The 19400-nt window shown below is 39.7% G+C and carries 17 protein-coding genes; 5 read left to right on the top strand and 12 right to left on the bottom strand.

Going from position 1 to position 19400, the window contains the following annotated elements; all coding sequences use genetic code 11:
- Positions 1-108: 108 nt before the first annotated feature.
- The 4 genes from ABD009_RS07290 (at position 109) to ABD009_RS07275 (ending at position 3694) form a co-directional block, all read left to right on the top strand.
- Positions 109-1080, top strand: a complete 972-nt coding sequence (locus ABD009_RS07290) for a hypothetical protein (RefSeq protein WP_343824080.1) — start codon at positions 109-111, stop codon at positions 1078-1080.
- A gap of 147 nt (positions 1081-1227) precedes the next feature.
- Positions 1228-1527, top strand: a complete 300-nt coding sequence (locus tag ABD009_RS07285; protein ID WP_343824078.1) for an EscU/YscU/HrcU family type III secretion system export apparatus switch protein — start codon at positions 1228-1230, stop codon at positions 1525-1527.
- A 66-nt stretch (positions 1528-1593) separates the two neighbouring features.
- Positions 1594-3087, top strand: coding sequence for a capsule assembly Wzi family protein (locus tag ABD009_RS07280; protein WP_343824076.1), 1494 nt, complete (start codon positions 1594-1596; stop codon positions 3085-3087).
- Positions 3088-3115: 28 nt separating this feature from the next.
- Positions 3116-3694, top strand: coding sequence for a hypothetical protein (locus tag ABD009_RS07275; RefSeq protein ID WP_343824074.1), 579 nt, complete (start codon positions 3116-3118; stop codon positions 3692-3694).
- Between the two features lie 41 nt (positions 3695-3735).
- Here the strand turns inward: ABD009_RS07275 and ABD009_RS07270 are convergent, their stop codons facing one another.
- From ABD009_RS07270 to cysC, 8 genes are all read right to left on the bottom strand, one after another.
- On the bottom strand, positions 3736-5709 hold the full coding sequence (locus ABD009_RS07270) for a polysaccharide biosynthesis protein (RefSeq protein WP_343824072.1): 1974 nt from the start codon (positions 5707-5709) through the stop codon (positions 3736-3738).
- 93 nt (positions 5710-5802) lie between these two features.
- A complete protein-coding gene (locus tag ABD009_RS07265; RefSeq protein WP_343824070.1) occupies positions 5803-6351 on the bottom strand; it encodes a sugar transferase in 549 nt (182 codons plus the stop codon).
- Position 6352: 1 nt separating this feature from the next.
- The gene (locus tag ABD009_RS07260; protein ID WP_343824068.1) at positions 6353-7276 is read right to left on the bottom strand and encodes an NAD-dependent epimerase/dehydratase family protein; all 924 of its coding nucleotides are present in this window, start codon (positions 7274-7276) and stop codon (positions 6353-6355) included.
- Entirely contained in the window at positions 7273-8421 is a 1149-nt protein-coding gene (locus tag ABD009_RS07255; RefSeq protein WP_343824066.1) for a glycosyltransferase family 4 protein, read from the bottom strand. The genes ABD009_RS07260 and ABD009_RS07255 overlap by 4 nt, the downstream gene beginning before the upstream one ends.
- 11 nt (positions 8422-8432) lie before the next feature.
- The gene (locus ABD009_RS07250) at positions 8433-9566 is read right to left on the bottom strand and encodes a polysaccharide biosynthesis protein (protein ID WP_343824064.1); all 1134 of its coding nucleotides are present in this window, start codon (positions 9564-9566) and stop codon (positions 8433-8435) included.
- The gene (locus ABD009_RS07245; protein WP_343824062.1) at positions 9556-10647 is read right to left on the bottom strand and encodes a hypothetical protein; all 1092 of its coding nucleotides are present in this window, start codon (positions 10645-10647) and stop codon (positions 9556-9558) included. Before ABD009_RS07245 ends, ABD009_RS07250 begins: the two co-directional genes overlap by 11 nt.
- 143 nt (positions 10648-10790) lie before the next feature.
- Positions 10791-11849, bottom strand: a complete 1059-nt coding sequence (locus ABD009_RS07240; protein WP_343824060.1) for a DHH family phosphoesterase — start codon at positions 11847-11849, stop codon at positions 10791-10793.
- Positions 11846-12451 carry an adenylyl-sulfate kinase gene (cysC, locus tag ABD009_RS07235; RefSeq protein ID WP_343824058.1) on the bottom strand — a complete coding sequence of 202 codons (606 nt, stop codon included), beginning with the start codon at positions 12449-12451 and terminating at the stop codon, positions 11846-11848. Before cysC ends, ABD009_RS07240 begins: the two co-directional genes overlap by 4 nt.
- A gap of 288 nt (positions 12452-12739) precedes the next feature.
- Between cysC and galU the strand changes: the two genes are divergently transcribed.
- Positions 12740-13648 (top strand): UTP--glucose-1-phosphate uridylyltransferase GalU, encoded by a 909-nt coding sequence (galU, locus tag ABD009_RS07230; RefSeq protein WP_343824056.1) that lies wholly within the window; start codon positions 12740-12742, stop codon positions 13646-13648.
- Positions 13649-13742: 94 nt separating this feature from the next.
- Here the strand turns inward: galU and ABD009_RS07225 are convergent, their stop codons facing one another.
- The 4 genes from ABD009_RS07225 to ABD009_RS07210 form a co-directional block, all read right to left on the bottom strand.
- Positions 13743-15464 (bottom strand): SLC13 family permease, encoded by a 1722-nt coding sequence (locus ABD009_RS07225; protein ID WP_343824054.1) that lies wholly within the window; start codon positions 15462-15464, stop codon positions 13743-13745.
- Between the two features lie 19 nt (positions 15465-15483).
- A complete protein-coding gene (gene cysN / locus ABD009_RS07220) occupies positions 15484-16908 on the bottom strand; it encodes a sulfate adenylyltransferase subunit CysN (protein WP_343824052.1) in 1425 nt (474 codons plus the stop codon).
- On the bottom strand, positions 16908-17816 hold the full coding sequence (cysD, locus tag ABD009_RS07215; protein ID WP_343824050.1) for a sulfate adenylyltransferase subunit CysD: 909 nt from the start codon (positions 17814-17816) through the stop codon (positions 16908-16910). Before cysD ends, cysN begins: the two co-directional genes overlap by 1 nt.
- A 188-nt stretch (positions 17817-18004) precedes the next feature.
- On the bottom strand, positions 18005-19399 hold the full coding sequence (locus tag ABD009_RS07210; RefSeq protein ID WP_343824048.1) for an undecaprenyl-phosphate glucose phosphotransferase: 1395 nt from the start codon (positions 19397-19399) through the stop codon (positions 18005-18007).
- Between the last annotated feature and the right edge of the window lies 1 nt (position 19400).

Here is a 19400-nt window from a genome sequence, read left to right as displayed (position 1 = left end):
TTCTTATACTAAACATTAAATGAGTTTGCCTAAATATCAGCGGCAAAATTGTATCATAGCGAAAACAGCTTGCCTATTTGCTATCGCGGCTCTAGCATGGTTTTTATTATGGAATCAAAAACTTTCCCTATTACGTCAACACAAGCGAACACAAAATCTGACACAAGTACGAGTCAGCAGGCGTCTGTGCTTTTCAAACAACTTGCAGATAAAGCTGGTCATGTAAGTCACCAAGTCCAACAACAATCACTCGTTGTGCCTGACAAATTAAAAGCCGAGTTATCACTTTGGTTAACGAGTAAACCAGCGCCCACGATTGAAAGCATGCCAGCTGCTATAAAGAATTGGCTAGTCCCTGCGTTAAATCAACTGCAAGCTCAGCAAGGTCTTAGTTCTTTAACTCTGTCGCAATGGTTGCCACTTATTACGAAAATGCAGTTGCTTAATTCCGCGCCTAATGCACAAACAGCCGCAGCACTTGCACAAACAGCAGCGCTTGCCAATAACTCTACTCTTTTACGGATATCTTGGTTAATTGGTTCATCAAGCTTGGCCAGTAAAAGTAGCTCTGTGAGTCAAGTAAACCAAGCTATGGTCGGCGGGTTACTCAAATTGCTTATCCCAATATCAATGCAAGACAAAGCCAGCTTAATTATTCGCGAACAATCGCAGTCGCTGCAACAATCTCAGCAAGCAGAGCAGGCTAAACAAACCAACGAACAAGCTCAGTTAACCGCAGCACAAGAGCAAGACCAGAATAGAGTTAACGAACGAAGTTCATCAAGCACAGGACAGTCCGATACTCCAGGTAATAACCAAGCACTGTCTTTCAGCCTGACGTTTGATTTGGATGATACAGGGTTGCTTGTTATCGACATCAATCTTAACGCACTAAACTTACAATCAATATGCACTTGCAGCAATACGCCTTTGCTTCAAAAGGTAGAGAAGTATTGGCCCATGTTACAAGAGCGGCTTTCTAAGTTTGGATTTAGCGTGAAAAATGAAAGTATAATGGATGAAAATTTAGCGTTAGCGCCTGAGCACAAAGGAACACGCTTGATCGACATAAAAGTTTAAAACCTGAAGTCTAAACTATTAATTTTGAGCCTTAAATTTTGAACCTTGAACCTTGAATTTTGAATTTTGAATTTTGAATTTTGAATTTTGAATTTTGAATTTTGAATTTTGAATTTTGAACCTAGCAAAACAAAAAAGGCACACCTTGTGAACAATAGCGATAACAAATCAACGGATACAAACTTTGAGCTTGGTGCTTTATCGTTGCTATATGATGGTAAAAACGCACCAAATGTTGCTATTAAAGGCTATCACCTACTTGCGCAAGAAATATTAGACCATGCTAAGCAAAACGATCTTCTGGTGCATCAAGATCCAGAGCTATTTAAGCGCCTAGAGCATCTTGAAAAAGGTCAATCAATTCCTCCTAATTTATACGTTGTAATAGCAGAGCTAATTGCATTTAGTTATGTACTAAGGGGGGAATTTCCAGATAGTTGGAAATAAGGCTTTTTTCAGCTAACTTGGTCGTTTAGAATAACGGCATAAGATCTTTAATGGAATATCAAAAACATGACGCTATTGCGCCTAGTATCGGCAATCTCCCTTTTCTCAGTAAGTACACTCATACCAACCCTTTCTTTTGCGGGTGAATCTGGAGTTTCTGGTTACTTACCACTAAACCAAAATACATTGTTAGAATCGCATGTAAATAGAATAATGATTGCAGCGGAATTAGGTGCGGTTAAACGTCCTTATGCCATCAATACCATTAAAAAGGCAGTGGCAAAAGTATGTCACCGTGAGCAACGTGGCCAGCCTGCTATTCAAAAAGGCTGTTTAGAAATAAACAAATACCTCAAGCAAACCGATAAAAAGCTATACATCAATCACGCAAGCCTAGATCTTAGAATTAAAGAGCAAACAGGCCTTTATGCTTCGCAACCAGAAATGACACTAAAAAATCAGCGCGGTGAAGCGTTTAACTCTAGCTGGTCTGTGCAAGCTCAAGGCGTATTTAACGTTAACAACTACTTAATGTTAAGCGGTGGTGCAAAAGCATGGAAAGGTGATTCTAATTTAGAAGACACATATGTTTCTATTGGCCTACCACAAGCACAGCTAGATATTGGCTATAAGCCTCATTGGTTATCCCCATTCAAACAATCAGCCATGTTACTGAGTACGCACGCGCCGACATTTGCCAATATATCGCTATCAAACAACACCCCACTGACAAGCTGGAATATAAACTACGAATTGTTTGCCGGTGAATTGTCTGAAACCAACAACATTTCATTCGGTGGAAAACTCACCTCTGGTAAACCACTACTTACCGGTCTTCATGTTTCCGCGTCCCCTTTTGATGGTTTTACCTTAGCGGTAAACCGTATTTTTCAATCGGGTGGCGACGAGCGCGGAACGCCAAGTTTAAAAGAAATATTTGAAGCCTTTATTGATCCAAGTGGCTCTGACAATACCAACGTAGACTTAAATTCCGATGAAGAATTTGGCAACCAAGCCGCCTCTATCGTCTCCCGTTTTGACTTTATTGGTTCAGTGCCATTCTCTGTTTATTTTGAATACGCTGGTGAAGATACTAGCCGTGGTACCAACTATCGCTTAGGCAATAGCTCAATTTCCGCAGGTGTCGATTTACCTATCGTATTTAAAACGCTTTCTATTAACTACGAATACAGCCAGTGGCAAAATGCATGGTACGCGCATCACGTATACAGGGACGGGCTACAAAATGACGCTAGCTTAATTGGCCACTTTGCTGCAGAGCAACGTTTAAGAACCGCGTCAATCGCTGGCGATGCAATTGGTTCAACTCATCACAACATTACCGTTGGCTGGCAAATAGCCCCTCAAGACAGGCTTGTATTTAACTTTAATCAAACTAAAAACGAACCATTATCGTCGTTTGATTATGTTACTGGCCGCCAGCTAGAGCTTACTTGGTACAGTCATATTGATGAATTCCCAGCCACGCTTACCTTCCTTACTGGTAAAAATACCCTTGCAGAAAAACATACTGGCTTAACCTTAAGCGTTGCTTGGTAGCTCAATTTACATTGTTTTAGGACTTATAATGAAAAAATCATCTTTACAGTGTGCAATTGCCGCTACTTTATTAACAACGTCTTTTTATAACCAGGCAATCGATTTAAATAGCGATGAAAAACTGAATGCGCGTTTTGATATTGGTGCGAGTTTTTTACAACTTAAAGTCATTGAAGATCATGACGGCCCGTCAGTGAACTACGGCAGTGTTAAAACCTCGCCAATTATTGGTTATGGTATTAACAAAAAGGTAAGCGCTAATAGTTTAGTAGGTACAAAAATAGAACTTCAACGAATTGAAGGCAGCCTATTAACAACATTTAGAGCTATCGATTATCGCTATATTTTAGATGAGCAATGGCAAATCGGTGCATTTATTGGTGCAGCGCGATACGACTATCGTTCGCCAGCTTATGGTTACACTGTTGGATTCGGTGGTTTTTACCAACCTAAAGGCTGGAAAAACTGGTCTATTGGCACAGAAATGCAATTAATGGACAAAATCGCCCGTGATAAAATTCATCCAGACGACCTACCAGCTAGTACCGGCCCAGATACATTTACCAACATGATTGGACTGGCCGTTACTTTGTCTTATAACTTTTAACGAGTTATTTCTAACTTGCAAAAAATGTAAGCGAGCAGACGTTAGCCTGCTTGCTCTGACTGAAAGTCCTCAGGTTTTTCATCAAAGGCCTTTGATGCTTCCAATGACATGGCCAATTCTCTTTCCAACTCTCGGTTCTTTTGTCCCCAAACTAGGTCGCATATTTCGTCTGTAGGTTTAAAGGCCGTTGGCGCTTCTAACAACAAGTGGCGTATCATAATTTGGTCGCTATCACGACATGCCTCATTTAACCTATCAAGCAGCTCTTCCAATACAGGCCAAGGCAACATCACTTCCTGCGCGGTCATAATGCGCTCGTGAGACGTTCCAGCTACATTATCCCCTATCAATAACTCTTCATACAGTTTCTCGCCAGGTCGCAAGCCTGTGCACTTAATTTCAATGTCCCCATTTATATTGTTTTGGTCTTTCACTTCTAAACCACTAAAACGGATCATCTTTTTAGCTAAGTCCACAATCTTAACGGATTCACCCATATCTAAAACAAAAACATCACCGCCCTTCGCCATTGCGCCAGCTTGAATAACCAACTGAGATGCCTCCGGAATCGTCATAAAGTACCGAGTGATATCCATATGAGTAATGGTCACTGGTCCACCATTTCGAATTTGTTTTCTAAATAATGGTACTACAGAGCCTGATGAGCCAAGTACATTGCCAAAACGAACCATACAAAAGGTAGTATCACTTTTTTGCTTAGCGAGCGCTTGTAACGTCAACTCAGCCATTCTCTTTGTTGCTCCCATCACATTAGTTGGGCGCACTGCTTTATCGGTAGAAATCAGCACAAAAGTAGCAACTTTATACTTAACCGCCGATGTCGCCATTGCGAGAGTACCAAACACATTGTTACGAACGCCCTGAGTAACATTATGCTCAACAATAGGCACGTGTTTATAAGCCGCCGCGTGATAAATAGTATCAATACTAAAAGTGGATAGAATAGACTCAACACGCCTTTTATCCTGCACACTGCCAATTAAGGAAATTACTTCTACATTGTCTAAACCTAAGCCTTTTAACTCAGTATCAATGGCGTATAAGGAAAACTCGTTTAGTTCAAAAAGTAATAGTTGGGCTGGTTGTTGTTTAATAATTTGACGACACAACTCTGAGCCAATTGAGCCACCAGCACCAGATACCAAAACTACCTTATCTTTAATATTCTTGGCCATTAATTCTGGTTTCGGTAAAACAGGGTTTCGCCCTAACAGATCATCAATTTCAACTTCCTTAAACTGCTCTAATGCCGCGTTGCCATTTACTAGATCAGAAATAGCAGGGATTGTCAGTACCTTTATTGGTAAAGGCTCAAGAAAATTAAGCACGTTTCTTCTCTCATCATTAGAGATGCTAGGCAAGGCGAGTAAAACATGATGAACAGCTCTTTTTTCAATGAGTTGAGGTAACTCTTCTCTACTGTATACCTGAATGCCTTGAATGATGGTATCTCGTTTATTTTCATCATCATCTATAAAGCCAGCAACTGAGTTTTCTAACCCGTGAGTTAATGCTGTTGCCAGTTGTCGCCCGGCAGCGCCAGCGCCGTATATAATTACTGTTTGTTTTTCACGTAGTGATTTTTCTGCCAAGAAAGCACGTGCAATCATTCGTATGCCGCCCACTAGCAAGATAAAAAAGCCAGCAAAAATAAACGGCACCGTTCTGGGGATCATTATTTTTAAATAGAAGGAAAAGCTAATTGTTGCAAACAAGGCAACCATCGCCGCTAAGGTTATAGACCAAAACACTTGATTGTTGAGGTAACGAAGCATAGAGCGATAAAGCCCTAGACGAATCAAAACAAGTAATGAAACCGATAACACGAGTGAAAAAATATACCAATGTGCGGGATCATAAATAACTGAAACGTCGTCCCAACGAGCGGCAAGCGCGGCAAAAAAAGCAATACCGATTAACATACTATCAACAATAATCGCAATAATGGTTTTAGATGCGCGCGATATATCAAATAAACTAAAGTTTTTATTCATTGTTTTTCTTATTGTTATTATTATTTTTCTTATTCTTATAATTCTTTAAGCTATTAATGTCCTATGAGGCATCTCATCAGACAAACATCATTGCTAGCCGACTCGGTCGCCCTGACCACTTCCCGTTACTGTTTGAATGATATACACAAAATACGACTTGAGGGATAACTCATTTATCATCTCAGCATCAATTTTGGCCAAACGTTCTGGCGTCGACATATCAATATCATTAACTTGGCCTTTTCCTGTAATGCCAGGTCTCACACTGTAAACGCCATGTTTATCACGGGCATTGGTAAGCTCAAGTTGGTTGTCCAAACCTGGACGCGGTCCAACTAAACTCATTTCACCTTTTAGTACGTTCCAAAGTTGAGGAAGTTCATCTAATTTGGTTTTACGAAGGAAACCACCTAAAGGCGTAATTGCTGATGCACTGGCTAAATGACTGGCAACAGACTTAGTATTCACCGACATAGTTCTAAATTTAACTAACGTAAACGGCTTTTTATTTCGACCAACTCGTTGTTGAAAAAACAACGGTGAGCCAGTATCAAACAAACCCACCAAATAAATAACCAGCAATATAGGAAAACCTAAAACCAGACCCATTAAAGAAAACAAAATATCAAGAATTCGTAACATGTTATCGCTCACTTTTTAAATACTGTGTGATTAATTCAGCCGTGTTCCCACTTGGCTTCCAATCTGTGTTTTTTAAGGTATGTGAAATATCCACTTCAGCGTCACCCACCAGACGGCTGATAACATCTTGTTTGTTCAGCAACCTGCCGGCAAGTTTAAATACGCTGGTAGGCACTGGTAATAAAATACTTTTACTGTTCGTTCCTGCCCTCATCGCCTTGAGCAAATCAGTAGTGGAAATTGTTTGACCATCAGATACGTTGTAAACACCGGCTCTATTCTGCTCAATAAGATATTGAATAAGCCCAACTAAGTTTTGTACTGATAAAAAGCTACGTTTATTCTTAATTAATCCAAATGGTAGAGGTATGTGCTTTTTTAAGACTTTAGTTAAACTGGCAATATTCCCTTTTACTCCGCTACCATAAACAATAGACGGCCTTAAAATACTCACCACCATATCAGTATTAAGAGCTTGCAACCCTTTTTCAGCAGCCTGTTTTGATTTTCCATAAGCATCATCGGCGGTTTCAGCTTTTATACTACTCATAAACACAAACTGACTTACCTTAGCTTCGGCTGCTTGGCGAGCCAAATGTAATGTGGCCAAGGTGTTCACCATAGTAAAATCATTGTTTTGCTCTGCCAATGAATCAGAGTTCAGTGCCGTAGCAATCGCCGCGCAATGAATAACTACATCAACATCTTGCAGGACTTGTTGCCACTGAGTTTGATCGGTTAAATTCCCCACGGCAATGAGCGTTAACTTCGGCGATAACTTCGGTGATAACAAGGGAGATTCAGTATTCAAGGGTAAGGTTCTTACCGCCGCGATTACCTCATAATCGCCAACAAGATCAGCAAAATAATTGACAACGTGGCTACCCACAAAGCCGCTCGCTCCGGTAATTAATATTCGTTTCACTGTTCTAATTCCAACATCTTATAAATCGTCAAATGACGTTGCACAACCGCTTTAACATTAAAAGTATTCAAGGCAAACTCTCTGCCCTTAATACCCATTTGTTTACGTTTACTTTCATTCAAAGCTAAGTCACAAATAGCACCAAGCAGTGCCGATGAATCTTTAGGCTCAATAATCAACGCCGTTTCATTAGGGATCACAGCTTCAATGCAACCAGGGTTATTCGTCGTGATCACGGCTCTACCGCAAGCAGCGGCTTCAATTAGAACCTTAGGTAAACCTTCACCATAATAAGAAGGCAATACCACCACATGGCTATTTTGAAAAATATCAGACACATCTGAACGCGAACCCAATACGGTAATAAAATTAGACTGTTGCCAGCTTTCAAATTCTGCAGGTGTGACGCTGGTCGGATTTTCTAAATCAGGACCACCTACTAATACAAACTCTACTTTAGTCTCAAATCCCACTTCCATTTTGGCGTGCGAATCGGAGTATGAACGTGCGGCGTCCACAAAGTCATAAACGCCCTTATCTTTAAGTAAACGAGCGGCCATAACTACTTTTACATCACCAGTTGGTGGCTCAACATAGTTAAACTCGTTTAAGTCAACGCCGGAGCCTTTAATCATTTCTGCTACATCCAATGGCGTCTTTAATACCTTCAATAAGGTTTCTCTATCTACTGGATTTTGGAAAATTATTTTTTTATTCTTATGGCTAAAAGCAGCACGATATAACAACTCAACTAAACGACGTTTAACTTGTTGCGATTTAGAAGAAAAAACTAAACCTAAACCTGAAATAGCAAATACGATAGCCGGTATCTTTACAAATTTTGATACTAAACCAGTATACAAACCTGGTTTGATGGTGACGGTGTGAACTAAGCTTGGTTTCAGTCGTTTAATCAAACGTGCCAACACCCACATACACTTAAATTCATTTAAAGGATTCACACCTGAACGCGAAAATGGAACGTTATGGCAGGTAATACCCAGCTTAGTAAGCTCTGGAAATAAGCCAGTATTTAAGCAGGCAAGATGCACATCATAACCCTGCTTTATTGCCTCTACAGCGATAGGAAGACGGTGAGATTTGAAAAACCAATCTACATTAACTACAAATAATAATGTTTTCATTTAGATACTGCCTAATGCTCAAGCCTAACCTTTTTGGTCAGGTACAACCACAACAACACTAACTTACCAGTATTCAATGCATACATATATACTACAACGCCATTAAATTCGAAAAAGTAAATGAGCGCCGGACACGTTATTAGTGCAACAACCAAAATACCTAAATTGAGCTTAACTAAATAGTTAGAACCGCCCTGTTGTATAGCTGTTTGCTCTAAAAATGAAACCAAGGCCCAAATTGCAATATAACCCACAAACCAAGGTAACCAATGAGAATGCTGAGATATAGACTCATCAAAAATAATTTCTATAAGAGGCTGGTGAATAAAATAAGAGATAACTAAGCCCAAAAGTCCCACTAACAACAACAAGGACAGTTTCTTTTTAACTTTTAATAAACTGAGCGTTTCATTTTCATTGCTAATACTACTTTGAAATACAGACATAGTGATGACATGTGCCAGCAATACAAAATAACTCATGGTGCCAAACACTGCGAGGGCCTCTAGCCCAACAAAGTGTTCTAAAGATAACCTTGGTACGGTACCCACTAATGCAACAACGGCAGACTGTAAACCTACGCTTTTTAATATGGTTAAAAATGAATGTCTTACTGGTACAGAATTTAGGCTCAACTCCTTTTTTTGTGGCACAGCCACACTTAGAATAAATACAGTGAAGATGGTTAAAAACCAAATAACTAAAATTTCTACGTCACTTATATAAAACGTAGCAAAAGCCATTAATACAAGGCTTAAAACTATACATAAAAAAGTAACGTGAATACGGCCTCTTCGTGTTTCTTGGGCAAGTTTGGTATCTACCCCAACTTCAAACAACTTGAGTGCAACAACAAGTAGAAAAATAGCAGAGGGGAAATAAACAAACGCAATAGCAACAAAAGCAGAAGTTGCGGCGAGCTGCATTAGCCTAATGTTAACCAGCGTTGGCCAATCACCGTATAAGTTTTGCGTCCCGTAGTTTTTAAAGTGCCCTGTGAAAAACATAAAAACAGGCGACAAAATACTTATATAAAGGAAATAAAGCCCTATTCCCTCCACGCCTTCATTGTTCAAAACAAACTTGATGACTAACCACTGAATCAATACCAAAGAAATAGATTGAATAAAAATTTTAGGAAACATACTTCTGACCACTCTTTTGGGTATTCACTTGCCCGTTGCGACTGCTAAATGCAAAATAAAAAAACATAATAAACAAGAAGGGTTGGAAGGCCTGTTTATAACGCAGGGCACTACCTGGATTAAAAAAGCCTAGTGGATATTGCGCAAAGAAAAACAACACAACGCCGCCAAACAACATGAAAAAGGTGTGTACGTACATGCCTTTAGGTGCAGCAACAGACTTGAGCAACAATACCGCAAATATAAATAACGTTGCTATACCCTCAAAGAAAAACGGCAGCAAGGTTATTTTATCAGCAGCCTCGTTAAAAGTAGGGCCAACAAAGGCGATGAGCATTCCATTTAAAGCATCGAGTAAAAAGTCGTCCACCGTTTGCCATACTCGGCCTACTCGAGTTAACTCTCCTGTTGCAGAAAAGTTTCGGTGGAAGGTTTGAAGGTAGCTAGCTAACTCTTGTTCAAATATATACAGCAGCGCAATAAAGGACGCTATACCCAATAAACTAATAGTTAAGGTTATAAGTAATTTTTTTACGCGAAGATTATAAGTTGATGAATAAAAGGCAAACCAAAACACAGCAGGGGCATACAGAGGCTTAAAAAAGCTAATGAGTGCAAAGGTAATCAACAACATTATTTTTTCTTTAACGTTCCAAGTCTCTCCATTTAAACGTTTGATAAGTAAAAACGCCAACACGCCAAAAAATAAGTTTAATACCGCTTCTTTAGAATGAATAGAGGTCCACATTAACGTGGAAGGAAAGCACAAACAGACCAATAAACCAAACCACTGCGAGTTAGTAAGAACTAGTTGTTTGGTACCTAAGTAGATACCGTAAAAGCCTATCAACATGAACGGAAAATTTGCAATAACGTTATAACCTACCAGACTGGAAAACAGTTTACCGGTTATAGACATTATGAAAGCAGTGGAGGTCCAAGTTTCTCTAAATAAGAAATAACCTCTGAGGTAGTCTTGAGTATCGCCCAACTTAGTAATACTGCCAATTACGTACCACGATATGAAACAAAAGATGACTTTTGCGATTAGTAGTAAAACAAGAAAGTTACGTCGGGTCATTTGGGCTTGTTTGCCGTGCTTATTATTATAATTATTGTTAGCAATGTTTAATATACAGGGACGTACATGAACAAAAAAGTAAAAAAGCGATTAAATTTTCTGTTGGCTGTAATTTAACGTGTGGCTATTTAACGAATGACTAATTAACGAGTGTCTAATTTCGCATAAAAGTCATGAACTCGTTGACATAAAACCAAAGCTTCCGATTGAGGTAACTGATTAATACCGCCAGCTCCTGCTCGTCCACCACCACTATCAAACTGAGAGCACAAATCTCCTGCGCCTACTCTATTGTTAAGAGGCGCTCTCAAACTAACGAGGTAGTGTTCAGAGTCAACAATAGTAAAAACCAAATGGGCACGCTCTGGTGTTCCATTAGCTAACTGATTGCCATAAGTACCACTAATTCGTCGGCTCCATGGCATATCAGGCATAACAGAAGCATGTAAATGCTCAGATTCAAATATTATCTCGGACTGTTTTGCCTGCGACATATCAGCTTCAAATTTACTTTTTAATAAATGATATGGCGAAGACAGATCTTCAATGCACTCAAAGGGGCTTTGATAACGTAAAAGAAGCGTAAATAGCTCTGCCGGATGATAGGCCAAATCACCTATCTCAGCACCGTAACCATTGTAGTTAATAAGCATACCTAGCGTTTTTAATTGATCAGATTGTAAATTGCTGAGGCTAGCGGCTTTACATAGACTATCCGCGATAGAAACCAAGTTGTCACCATAAGCACCGCAAATAGCCCAGTGGTGAAAAGCACCATCAATCAGCTTATCTACAATTAAAGCTGTGCAAGTATCCGACGACAAATCAATATGTGCTTGGAGGTTGCCTTTTGCTAACTCATTGTCCGACTCTAAATGAGCATCAGCACGATGATGATCTATGTAAAGTACATTTGCGCCAGTTTTCAATACTTGCTTTAACGCAGAACTGTTTTTCTCCATTGAAATATCCAGCACTGTAACCACTGAGTTGCTGTTAAGAGTATCGATGGGGATTTTCTGCAACAAAGATATGTCACGCTTTACACCTGTAATTAGCGTTGGCTCATTAGGTGTTTTGATTGACGACTCTACTGACGAACGCATTGATAATGCAGAATCACCTGAACTCTTCGCGGCTAAACGTAACTGCAACAGAGCCAAAATGCCGTCGGCATCGCCATTAAATACGTCGTAATTCATTTTGCTGAAACAATGCCCATATTGAGTAAAAGAGTAACTATGTGTTGCGCACACACCTCAATAGTTTCAAATCCTGGTTCGCCGGTTTTTATATGAATTTCTGGATTTTCTGGTGGTTCGTACAGGGAATCAATACCCGTAAAGTTTTTGATCTCACCTTTTCTGGCTTTTTTATATAAACCTTTCGGATCACGCGCTTCGCAAACGTGCAAAGGCGTATCCACAAACACTTCTATAAATTGCCCTTCTGGCAATTGTGATCTCACCATTTTTCGGTCTGAACTAAAAGGAGAAATAAAGGCAGTAGATATAATTAAACCCGCGTCTATAAAAAGCTTGCTCACTTCTCCAATGCGTCGAATGTTTTCGACTCTGTCTATGTCGGAAAATGTTAAGTCGCCATTAAGCCCATGGCGGATATTGTCGCCGTCTAACAAATAAGTATGGCAGTTTTGTTCAAACAATAATGCGTCTACGGCATTTGCTAAGGTTGATTTACCAGAGCCACTTAAGCCCGTATACCATAACAAAACCGGACGGTGGCCATTAAATTGCTGCCGCTGCAGGTGCGAAACCTTCTGAGGGTGCCAACTCACGTTCATGATGCCAATGCTCTTTTTTATATAACAAACCTATATGTACCTTAGATTTACAGATATTTAAAGCCATTGCCAATTTAAGGTCATAATTATTTCATGAAGTCATTCTATTATATTGTTATAGTGCAGTTGGAATATTGTTAATGTCATCATGAATTTTGGTGCCAATTGTCGTACTAATAGTGTTGTAGTGAAGAACTAACTTCAGCAACCTGTTGGCTAAATACAAAGGGTAAACGCGCATTATCAGTATCCAATAACATTGAATTAAAGGACATTTAGGAGATTTCAATGACAAACCAAACAAAATCGTTATCAAAAGTAAAAAAAGCTATTATTCCAGTGGCCGGTTTAGGCACTCGCATGCTTCCTGCGTCTAAAGCAATCCCAAAGGAAATGCTACCAATAGCCGACAAGCCAATTATCCAGTACGTGGTTAATGAAATAATCGCGGCGGGAATTAAAGAAATAATCTTAGTGACTCACTCGTCTAAAAACAGCATAGAAAACCATTTTGACAAAAGCTTTGAGCTTGAGTCCATTCTTGAAAAACGTGTAAAAAGACAATTACTTGATGAAGTTCAGGCCATTTGCCCAAAAGACGTAACTATTATGCATGTACGTCAAGGTGAAGCTAAAGGCTTAGGCCATGCAGTAGCATGTGCGCGTCCACTAGTTGGTAACCACCCTTTTGCCGTGGTACTGCCAGACGTTATGATTAATGACTACGACAGCAATTTAAAGCAAGACAACCTAGCGGAAATGATCAGTCTTTATAATGAAACGCGAGCTAGCCAAATCATGGTTGACGCTGTTCCAAATGAAGACGTGAATAAATATGGTATTGCAGACGTAGATGGCGTAAAAATCAAAGCGGGCGAATCAAAAGCCATGGTAAGCATGGTAGAAAAGCCAAATGTTGAAGACGCACCATCTAATTTAGCAGTAGTAGGACGTTATGTTCTATCTGGTGATATTTGGGACATTCTTGAAAAAACCCCTGTAGGCGCAGGCGATGAAATTCAGCTTACCGATGCCATAGCTACGCTAATGGATTGGGAACAAGTAAACGCTTATGTAATGAAAGGCAGCTATCATGACTGTGGCGACAAACTTGGTTACATGAAAGCCTTTGTTGAATACAGTAAACGCCACCCTCTTTTGGGCGAAGCCTTTAGCGACTATCTTAATGGCAAATAAGTTTAAAAAAGTAAGATTAGAAAACTAGTCCTTTTCTTTAAAAATAATGAGAAAGCCTGAGCGTGAAAACGACTTGGGCTTTTTTTGTGCTTAGTTAAAACGGAAATACAATAGGGATCATAATGGACGCCATGGCCAAATAAACCAAAGATATTGGCCAACCAAAACGAACAAACTCTTTTAAAGAATAACTGCCCGCGTTATATACCATCAAATTTGTCTGATACCCATAAGGGCTAACAAAGCTGCCACTAGCACCAAAAGCTACCGCCATAATAAAGGGCACAATATCAACACCAAAACCAACGGCAATTGAATACGCTAACGGAAACATCAAGGCAGCCGCTGCGTTGTTGGTGATCAGCTCCGTGAGCACCATAGTCACCAGCAATACAAAAGCAAAAGCCCACCATACATGAAGGCCTGACAATGATGTTTCAATAATTTCAGCAAGGTGTCCACTCAAACCAACATTGTCCAATGAGGTCGCTAAGGTGAGTGCGCTCACTACTATTATCCAAAGCTCTAATGGGAATCGTCGCTTTATTTCATTTAAGTCTAAACAATTGGTGGCAACCAACACCGCAAGATAAAAAATAAAACTGGTTAGTAAGCTAATGGGGCTAAATATTGATATCAGTACAGCACCAATAAACCCCCATAATGCTAACTTCTCTCGCCAGCCTGAGAGTGCATTTTCAAGTTGCATGTCATTCAATAAAAAGAAATTTTTGGTGATGTTTTGTCGTTTATTAAAGTCAGCACCTACAGCCAGTACTAAAAAGTCACCGGACTTAATTCTAATTTCACCCAACTTACCGGATAAGCGCCCACCGTCTCTTCTTATGGCGACCACGGCAGCATCAAACCGTGATCTAAAACCGCTGCTTTTTATTGAACGTCCTATCACTGCACTGCCAGGTTTAATAACCACTTCCGTCAAATTGTCTCGTAATTCGCCATTTACTTCAGCATACAAAGACAAACCTTCAAATTGCTGCAGCACACTTACTTTTGTTACATCCCCTGAAAAAATAAGTCGATCGTTGGGTAAAATAACCTCCGCAGGAGACACAGGTGAAATCAATCGTCCACTTCTTACAATCTCTACTAAAAACAGCTGATCAATATTTCTAAGGCCATTGGCTTCAACGGTTTTTTCAATTAGCGGTGACTCGGCTTCCACTGTCGCTTCTAAAAAATAGATAGGACTGTCTGTGTCCTCAGATATCTTTCCCTTCAGTCTCACCATTCGAATCATAACAACAACTAGGCACACCAGCGATATACTTAAGCCCACCACAAAAAAGTCAAAAAACTGGAAACCCTTGTAACCTTTTTCTATTAACATTGAGTTAACTATTAAGTTGGTAGAAGTACCAATAAGTGTGAGTGTGCCTCCCAAGATGGCGGCGTAGGAAACTGGTAACAATAATTGATTGGCGGGGATTAGCTTATTCGATTTAATTGGGTTAATTAGTGTTGCCACCACGGCTGTATTATTCAAAAATGCCGAGGCAAAAAAAGTAGATAATAGCGTTTTCAAATTTGTGGCGATAACCGTAGGCCCTATTAACAGCTGGGCCAAACGTCTAATGTAGCTAGTACGTTCTAATACAAAAGCGCAAATCACTAATAGTATAAGAGTAATTAAACCTGGGTTTACCGCATTCACCAACAACTCTTGAGTTGATACAAAGCTAAACCCTAAACAAGTTAAGCTAGCAACGCCAAAAACCTTCTCTGGGCTGTCCTGAAACTTAACAAGTCCTATTAACGTACATGCAAAAATGACCAGTACGAGTATTTCATTCATAGATTACGCTCATTATTCGTTAAAGCTTAGAAATGTCTCTCGATTCCCAATGTGGAAAATGCCTTCTTACCAATGCGTTAAATTCTAGTTCAAACTCTGAAAATTGATGTTCGCTTTCTGTTGTTCTGTTCAGTGCATTTACCATACCTGCTGCCACTGTGGCATTTGTCATTCGGTCGATAACAATAAAAGCACCTGTTGTTTTATTCTGTTTATAAGCGTCCACTGCTACCCTATGGTTTAGCGACAACTGAGCCTGACCTATTTCGTTTAATTCAAGACGTAAAGCGTCCTGTTTTTCTAAATTGTTTATATTAACTTTATGATCTAATGCCCAAAACGAACCACTCACCACCTTAGATGCAAATTTAAAGTCATACTGCTTTTTTGGGATCATCGCCGTTTCCGACATCCAAATAACGTCAACGTTAAGCTTGTTCGAAACCAAGGCTAATTGATTACTATGAACTAATAAATCGCCTCTGCCGATATCAACTTCACCCTCTAATACCAGAGTCACCGCTTGGCCTGCCTCAGCTTCTGACAACTCGCCATCAAAGGTGACTATTGTTTTTACTGTTGAGGTTTTTCCGCTTGGCTGCACCGCGATTTCATCGCCCACTCTAATTGAGCCAGACGCAATAGTTCCAGCAAATCCTCTAAAGTTGCTATCCGCTCGATTTACATATTGCACAGGAAATCGGAAATGGCTGTTATAAGCTCCTTTAAAAATGGGCACACTTTCTAAACACTGTATTAACGTTGGCCCATGATACCAAGGGCAAGAGTTTGAACGATGAACCACGTTGTCACCGTGAATGGCTGAAACAGGTAAATAGGTGATATTCGTAAAATCAAACTGCTCGGCAAGTGCTTTATAGTCTGCCACTAAATTATTAAATACCGACTCACAGAACTGCACTTGATCCATCTTATTGACCACCACAATAATATGTTTAATGCCAAGCAACGAAGCGATAAAACTGTGACGATTGGTTTGTGGCTGCAAGCCTTTATTGGCATCAATCAAAATAACCGCCGCTTGAGCCGTTGAGGCTGCGGTGGCCATATTCCTGGTATATTGTTCGTGCCCTGGTGAGTCTGCAATAATAAACTTACGCTTTGACGTCGCAAAATACCGGTAGGCCACGTCAATAGTAATGCCTTGTTCACGTTCCGACTGCAAACCATCCACAATCAGAGACAGGTCTACCGCTTGATCAGTTGAATTATATCGTTTGGAGTCTTGTTCTAAGGTATCGATTTGATCTTTAAAAATGGCATTTGAGTCCAGCAATAACCGGCCTATTAACGTGCTTTTTCCGTCATCCACTGAGCCACAGGTAATAAAGCGCAATAACGACTTATGCTGGTGCGCATCTAAATAGCCTTTTATGTTGTTTTTAATAAACTCTTGGCTAATAGCGTCATTTTCATTACTCACTAAAAATACCCCTCAGACTTTTTCTTTTCCATAGACCCAGCCTGATCATGATCGATAAGCCTGCCCTGTCGTTCTGAGAAATGGCTTAATAAAATTTCTTTTACTAATTCGGGAATTGTTGTGGCCGTTGATTCTGTTGCCGCCGTTAAGGGATAACACCCAAGTGTTCTAAATCGAACCATTTTATGTTCAACCACATCTTCCTTGGCAACAGGAAAACGTTCATCGTCTACCATCAACAGAGTATTTTCTTTTTTTACTACTGGTCTTGAGGCCGCAAAATACAAAGGCACCACGTCTATCTTTTCAGATTCTATATATTGCCAAATATCCAACTCTGTCCAATTAGACAAAGGAAAAACACGAATGCTCTCACCTTCTCTTACTTTGCCGTTATATATATTCCACAGTTCTGGTCGCTGGTTTTTAGGATCCCAGCCATGATTTGCATTTCTGAATGAGTAAATTCGTTCCTTCGCTCGACTGCGCTCTTCGTCTCTTCTTGCACCGCCAATGGCCGCATCGTAACCGCCGGCCTCTAGTGCTTGCTTTAAAGCTTGAGTCTTCATAATGTCGGTATGAACAGCGCTGCCATGCTTAAATGGGTTAATACTTTGCTTTATACCATCAGGGTTGCAATGCACGATTAAATCTAGATTATATTTCTCAACAGTTTCATCGCGAAACTTAATGAGATCTTTAAACTTCCATCCGGTATCTATGTGAAGCAGTGAAAAAGGAATTTTTGCTGGGAAAAAGGCTTTGCGAGCCAAATGCAGTAAAACCGCGGAATCTTTGCCCACGGAGTACATCATCACAGGATTAGTAAACTCCGCCATCACCTCTCTTAATATATGAATAGATTCAGCTTCTAAATCTTTTAAGTGAGAGTGCTGGTTATGGGTCATCAAGGTTCCGTCTGGCTATTTTAATTTGAATTGGTGTTTACGCGTATGCTACGTAAATCCTTTAAATATAGTGACAAATCTGCTGTTTTTATACAACAAATAAAAAACTGATAGATTAGACCAAGTACGAGGGTAAATAGAGCATCACTAGGTGTGATGCCCTCATATAAGTTCCATTTAATCTTAGTTTAGTAGGCGTTTTTATTAATGAATCCCTTAAATACTGTACCTATTATGATTTTAACATCGAACCATAGTGACCAATTACGAATATATTCTAAGTCATATTCAATACGCTTTTCCATTTTCTCTAACGTATCGGTTTCACCCCGCCAACCATTTATCTGTGCCCAACCAGTTATACCCGGTTTTACTTTATGACGTAACATATAGCCTTCTATAAGTTTACGATATTCCTCATTGTGGGCTACAGCATGAGGCCTTGGGCCTACTATCGACATTTGGCCGGTAATAACATTAAAAAACTGTGGTAGCTCATCCAAAGATGTTCGTCTGATAAAGCTTCCTATTGGTGTAAGTCTCGAGTCATTTTTTGTAGCTTGAGTAACTGTAGCGCCGTCTTCCATCACCTTCATTGAGCGGAATTTCCAAACTTTAATCGGTTTACCATCAATACCGTATCTATTTTGCTTAAATAGGATAGGCCCTTTAGAAGTAAACTTAACGGCGAGGCCTATTGCCAACAAAAATGGGGATATCATGACAAGAATGATTGATGCAAATACAACATCCTCAATACGCTTGATAATCCCATTGCTACCATCTATCGGAGAGTCATAGATACTTATTGTTGGAATACCGCTAATCACGTCACTTCGGCTATGTAATAAATTAAAAGTAAAAATATCAGGTACTAGATAAACCGAAGCTGTAGTATCCGCTAACTCTTTCATTAGCCACTTTAAACGCTCTTCGGCTCGCATTGGTAAAGCAAGATAAACGCGGTCTATACCACCTGCTTTACAGTCGGCAACTAACTGGATCAAGTTACCTTTCACCTGTTCTGGGTGTCGTGGTTTAGCTGAGTCATCGTAAAAGCCTTTAAAAACCAATCCTAATGATGGTGACTCTTGCATTTTGTAAGCTAACTTATGACCCAGATCACCAGCACCTGCTATCACCACTGTACGGGTATTATGACCATTTTGCCTAAGTTTTCTTAACGCTAATCTTAAAACCAGTCGATATAAGATAAGAAAAAAACCAGCTAACATAAACCAAATCAACTGCATTTGTTGAGATTTCAAATAGTCAGTAAACACAAAGCTTACCGACAAAAACATAATGCTTGCGGTTATAAACCAATGTACAAAAGCTTTTTTTAGCTCTTTGAATACAGATAAGCCGCGCCAGGATATATAAAGGTTGTCTAACTCACTAGTAAAATGAAAAAGGAAAACTGCAATAACTGCAGCTGTTGTCTGTTCTAGCTTCCACGTAAAGCCCAAATAAAGAACTGCTGCCAATAATGATCCTACAATAACAATGATATCAATAACTCTTTGCATCAAAGAAACAAAGGTTTGATTATTGTGTAATATACCGCTTTGACTAAACTTCATT

Source organism: Psychrosphaera haliotis, assembly GCF_039523615.1.
In the GTDB taxonomy this organism is placed as follows: Bacteria; Pseudomonadota; Gammaproteobacteria; order Enterobacterales; family Alteromonadaceae; genus Psychrosphaera; species Psychrosphaera haliotis.
The sequence above is the reverse complement of the archived record's forward strand: the minus strand, read 5'-3'. Positions and strand labels throughout refer to the sequence as shown.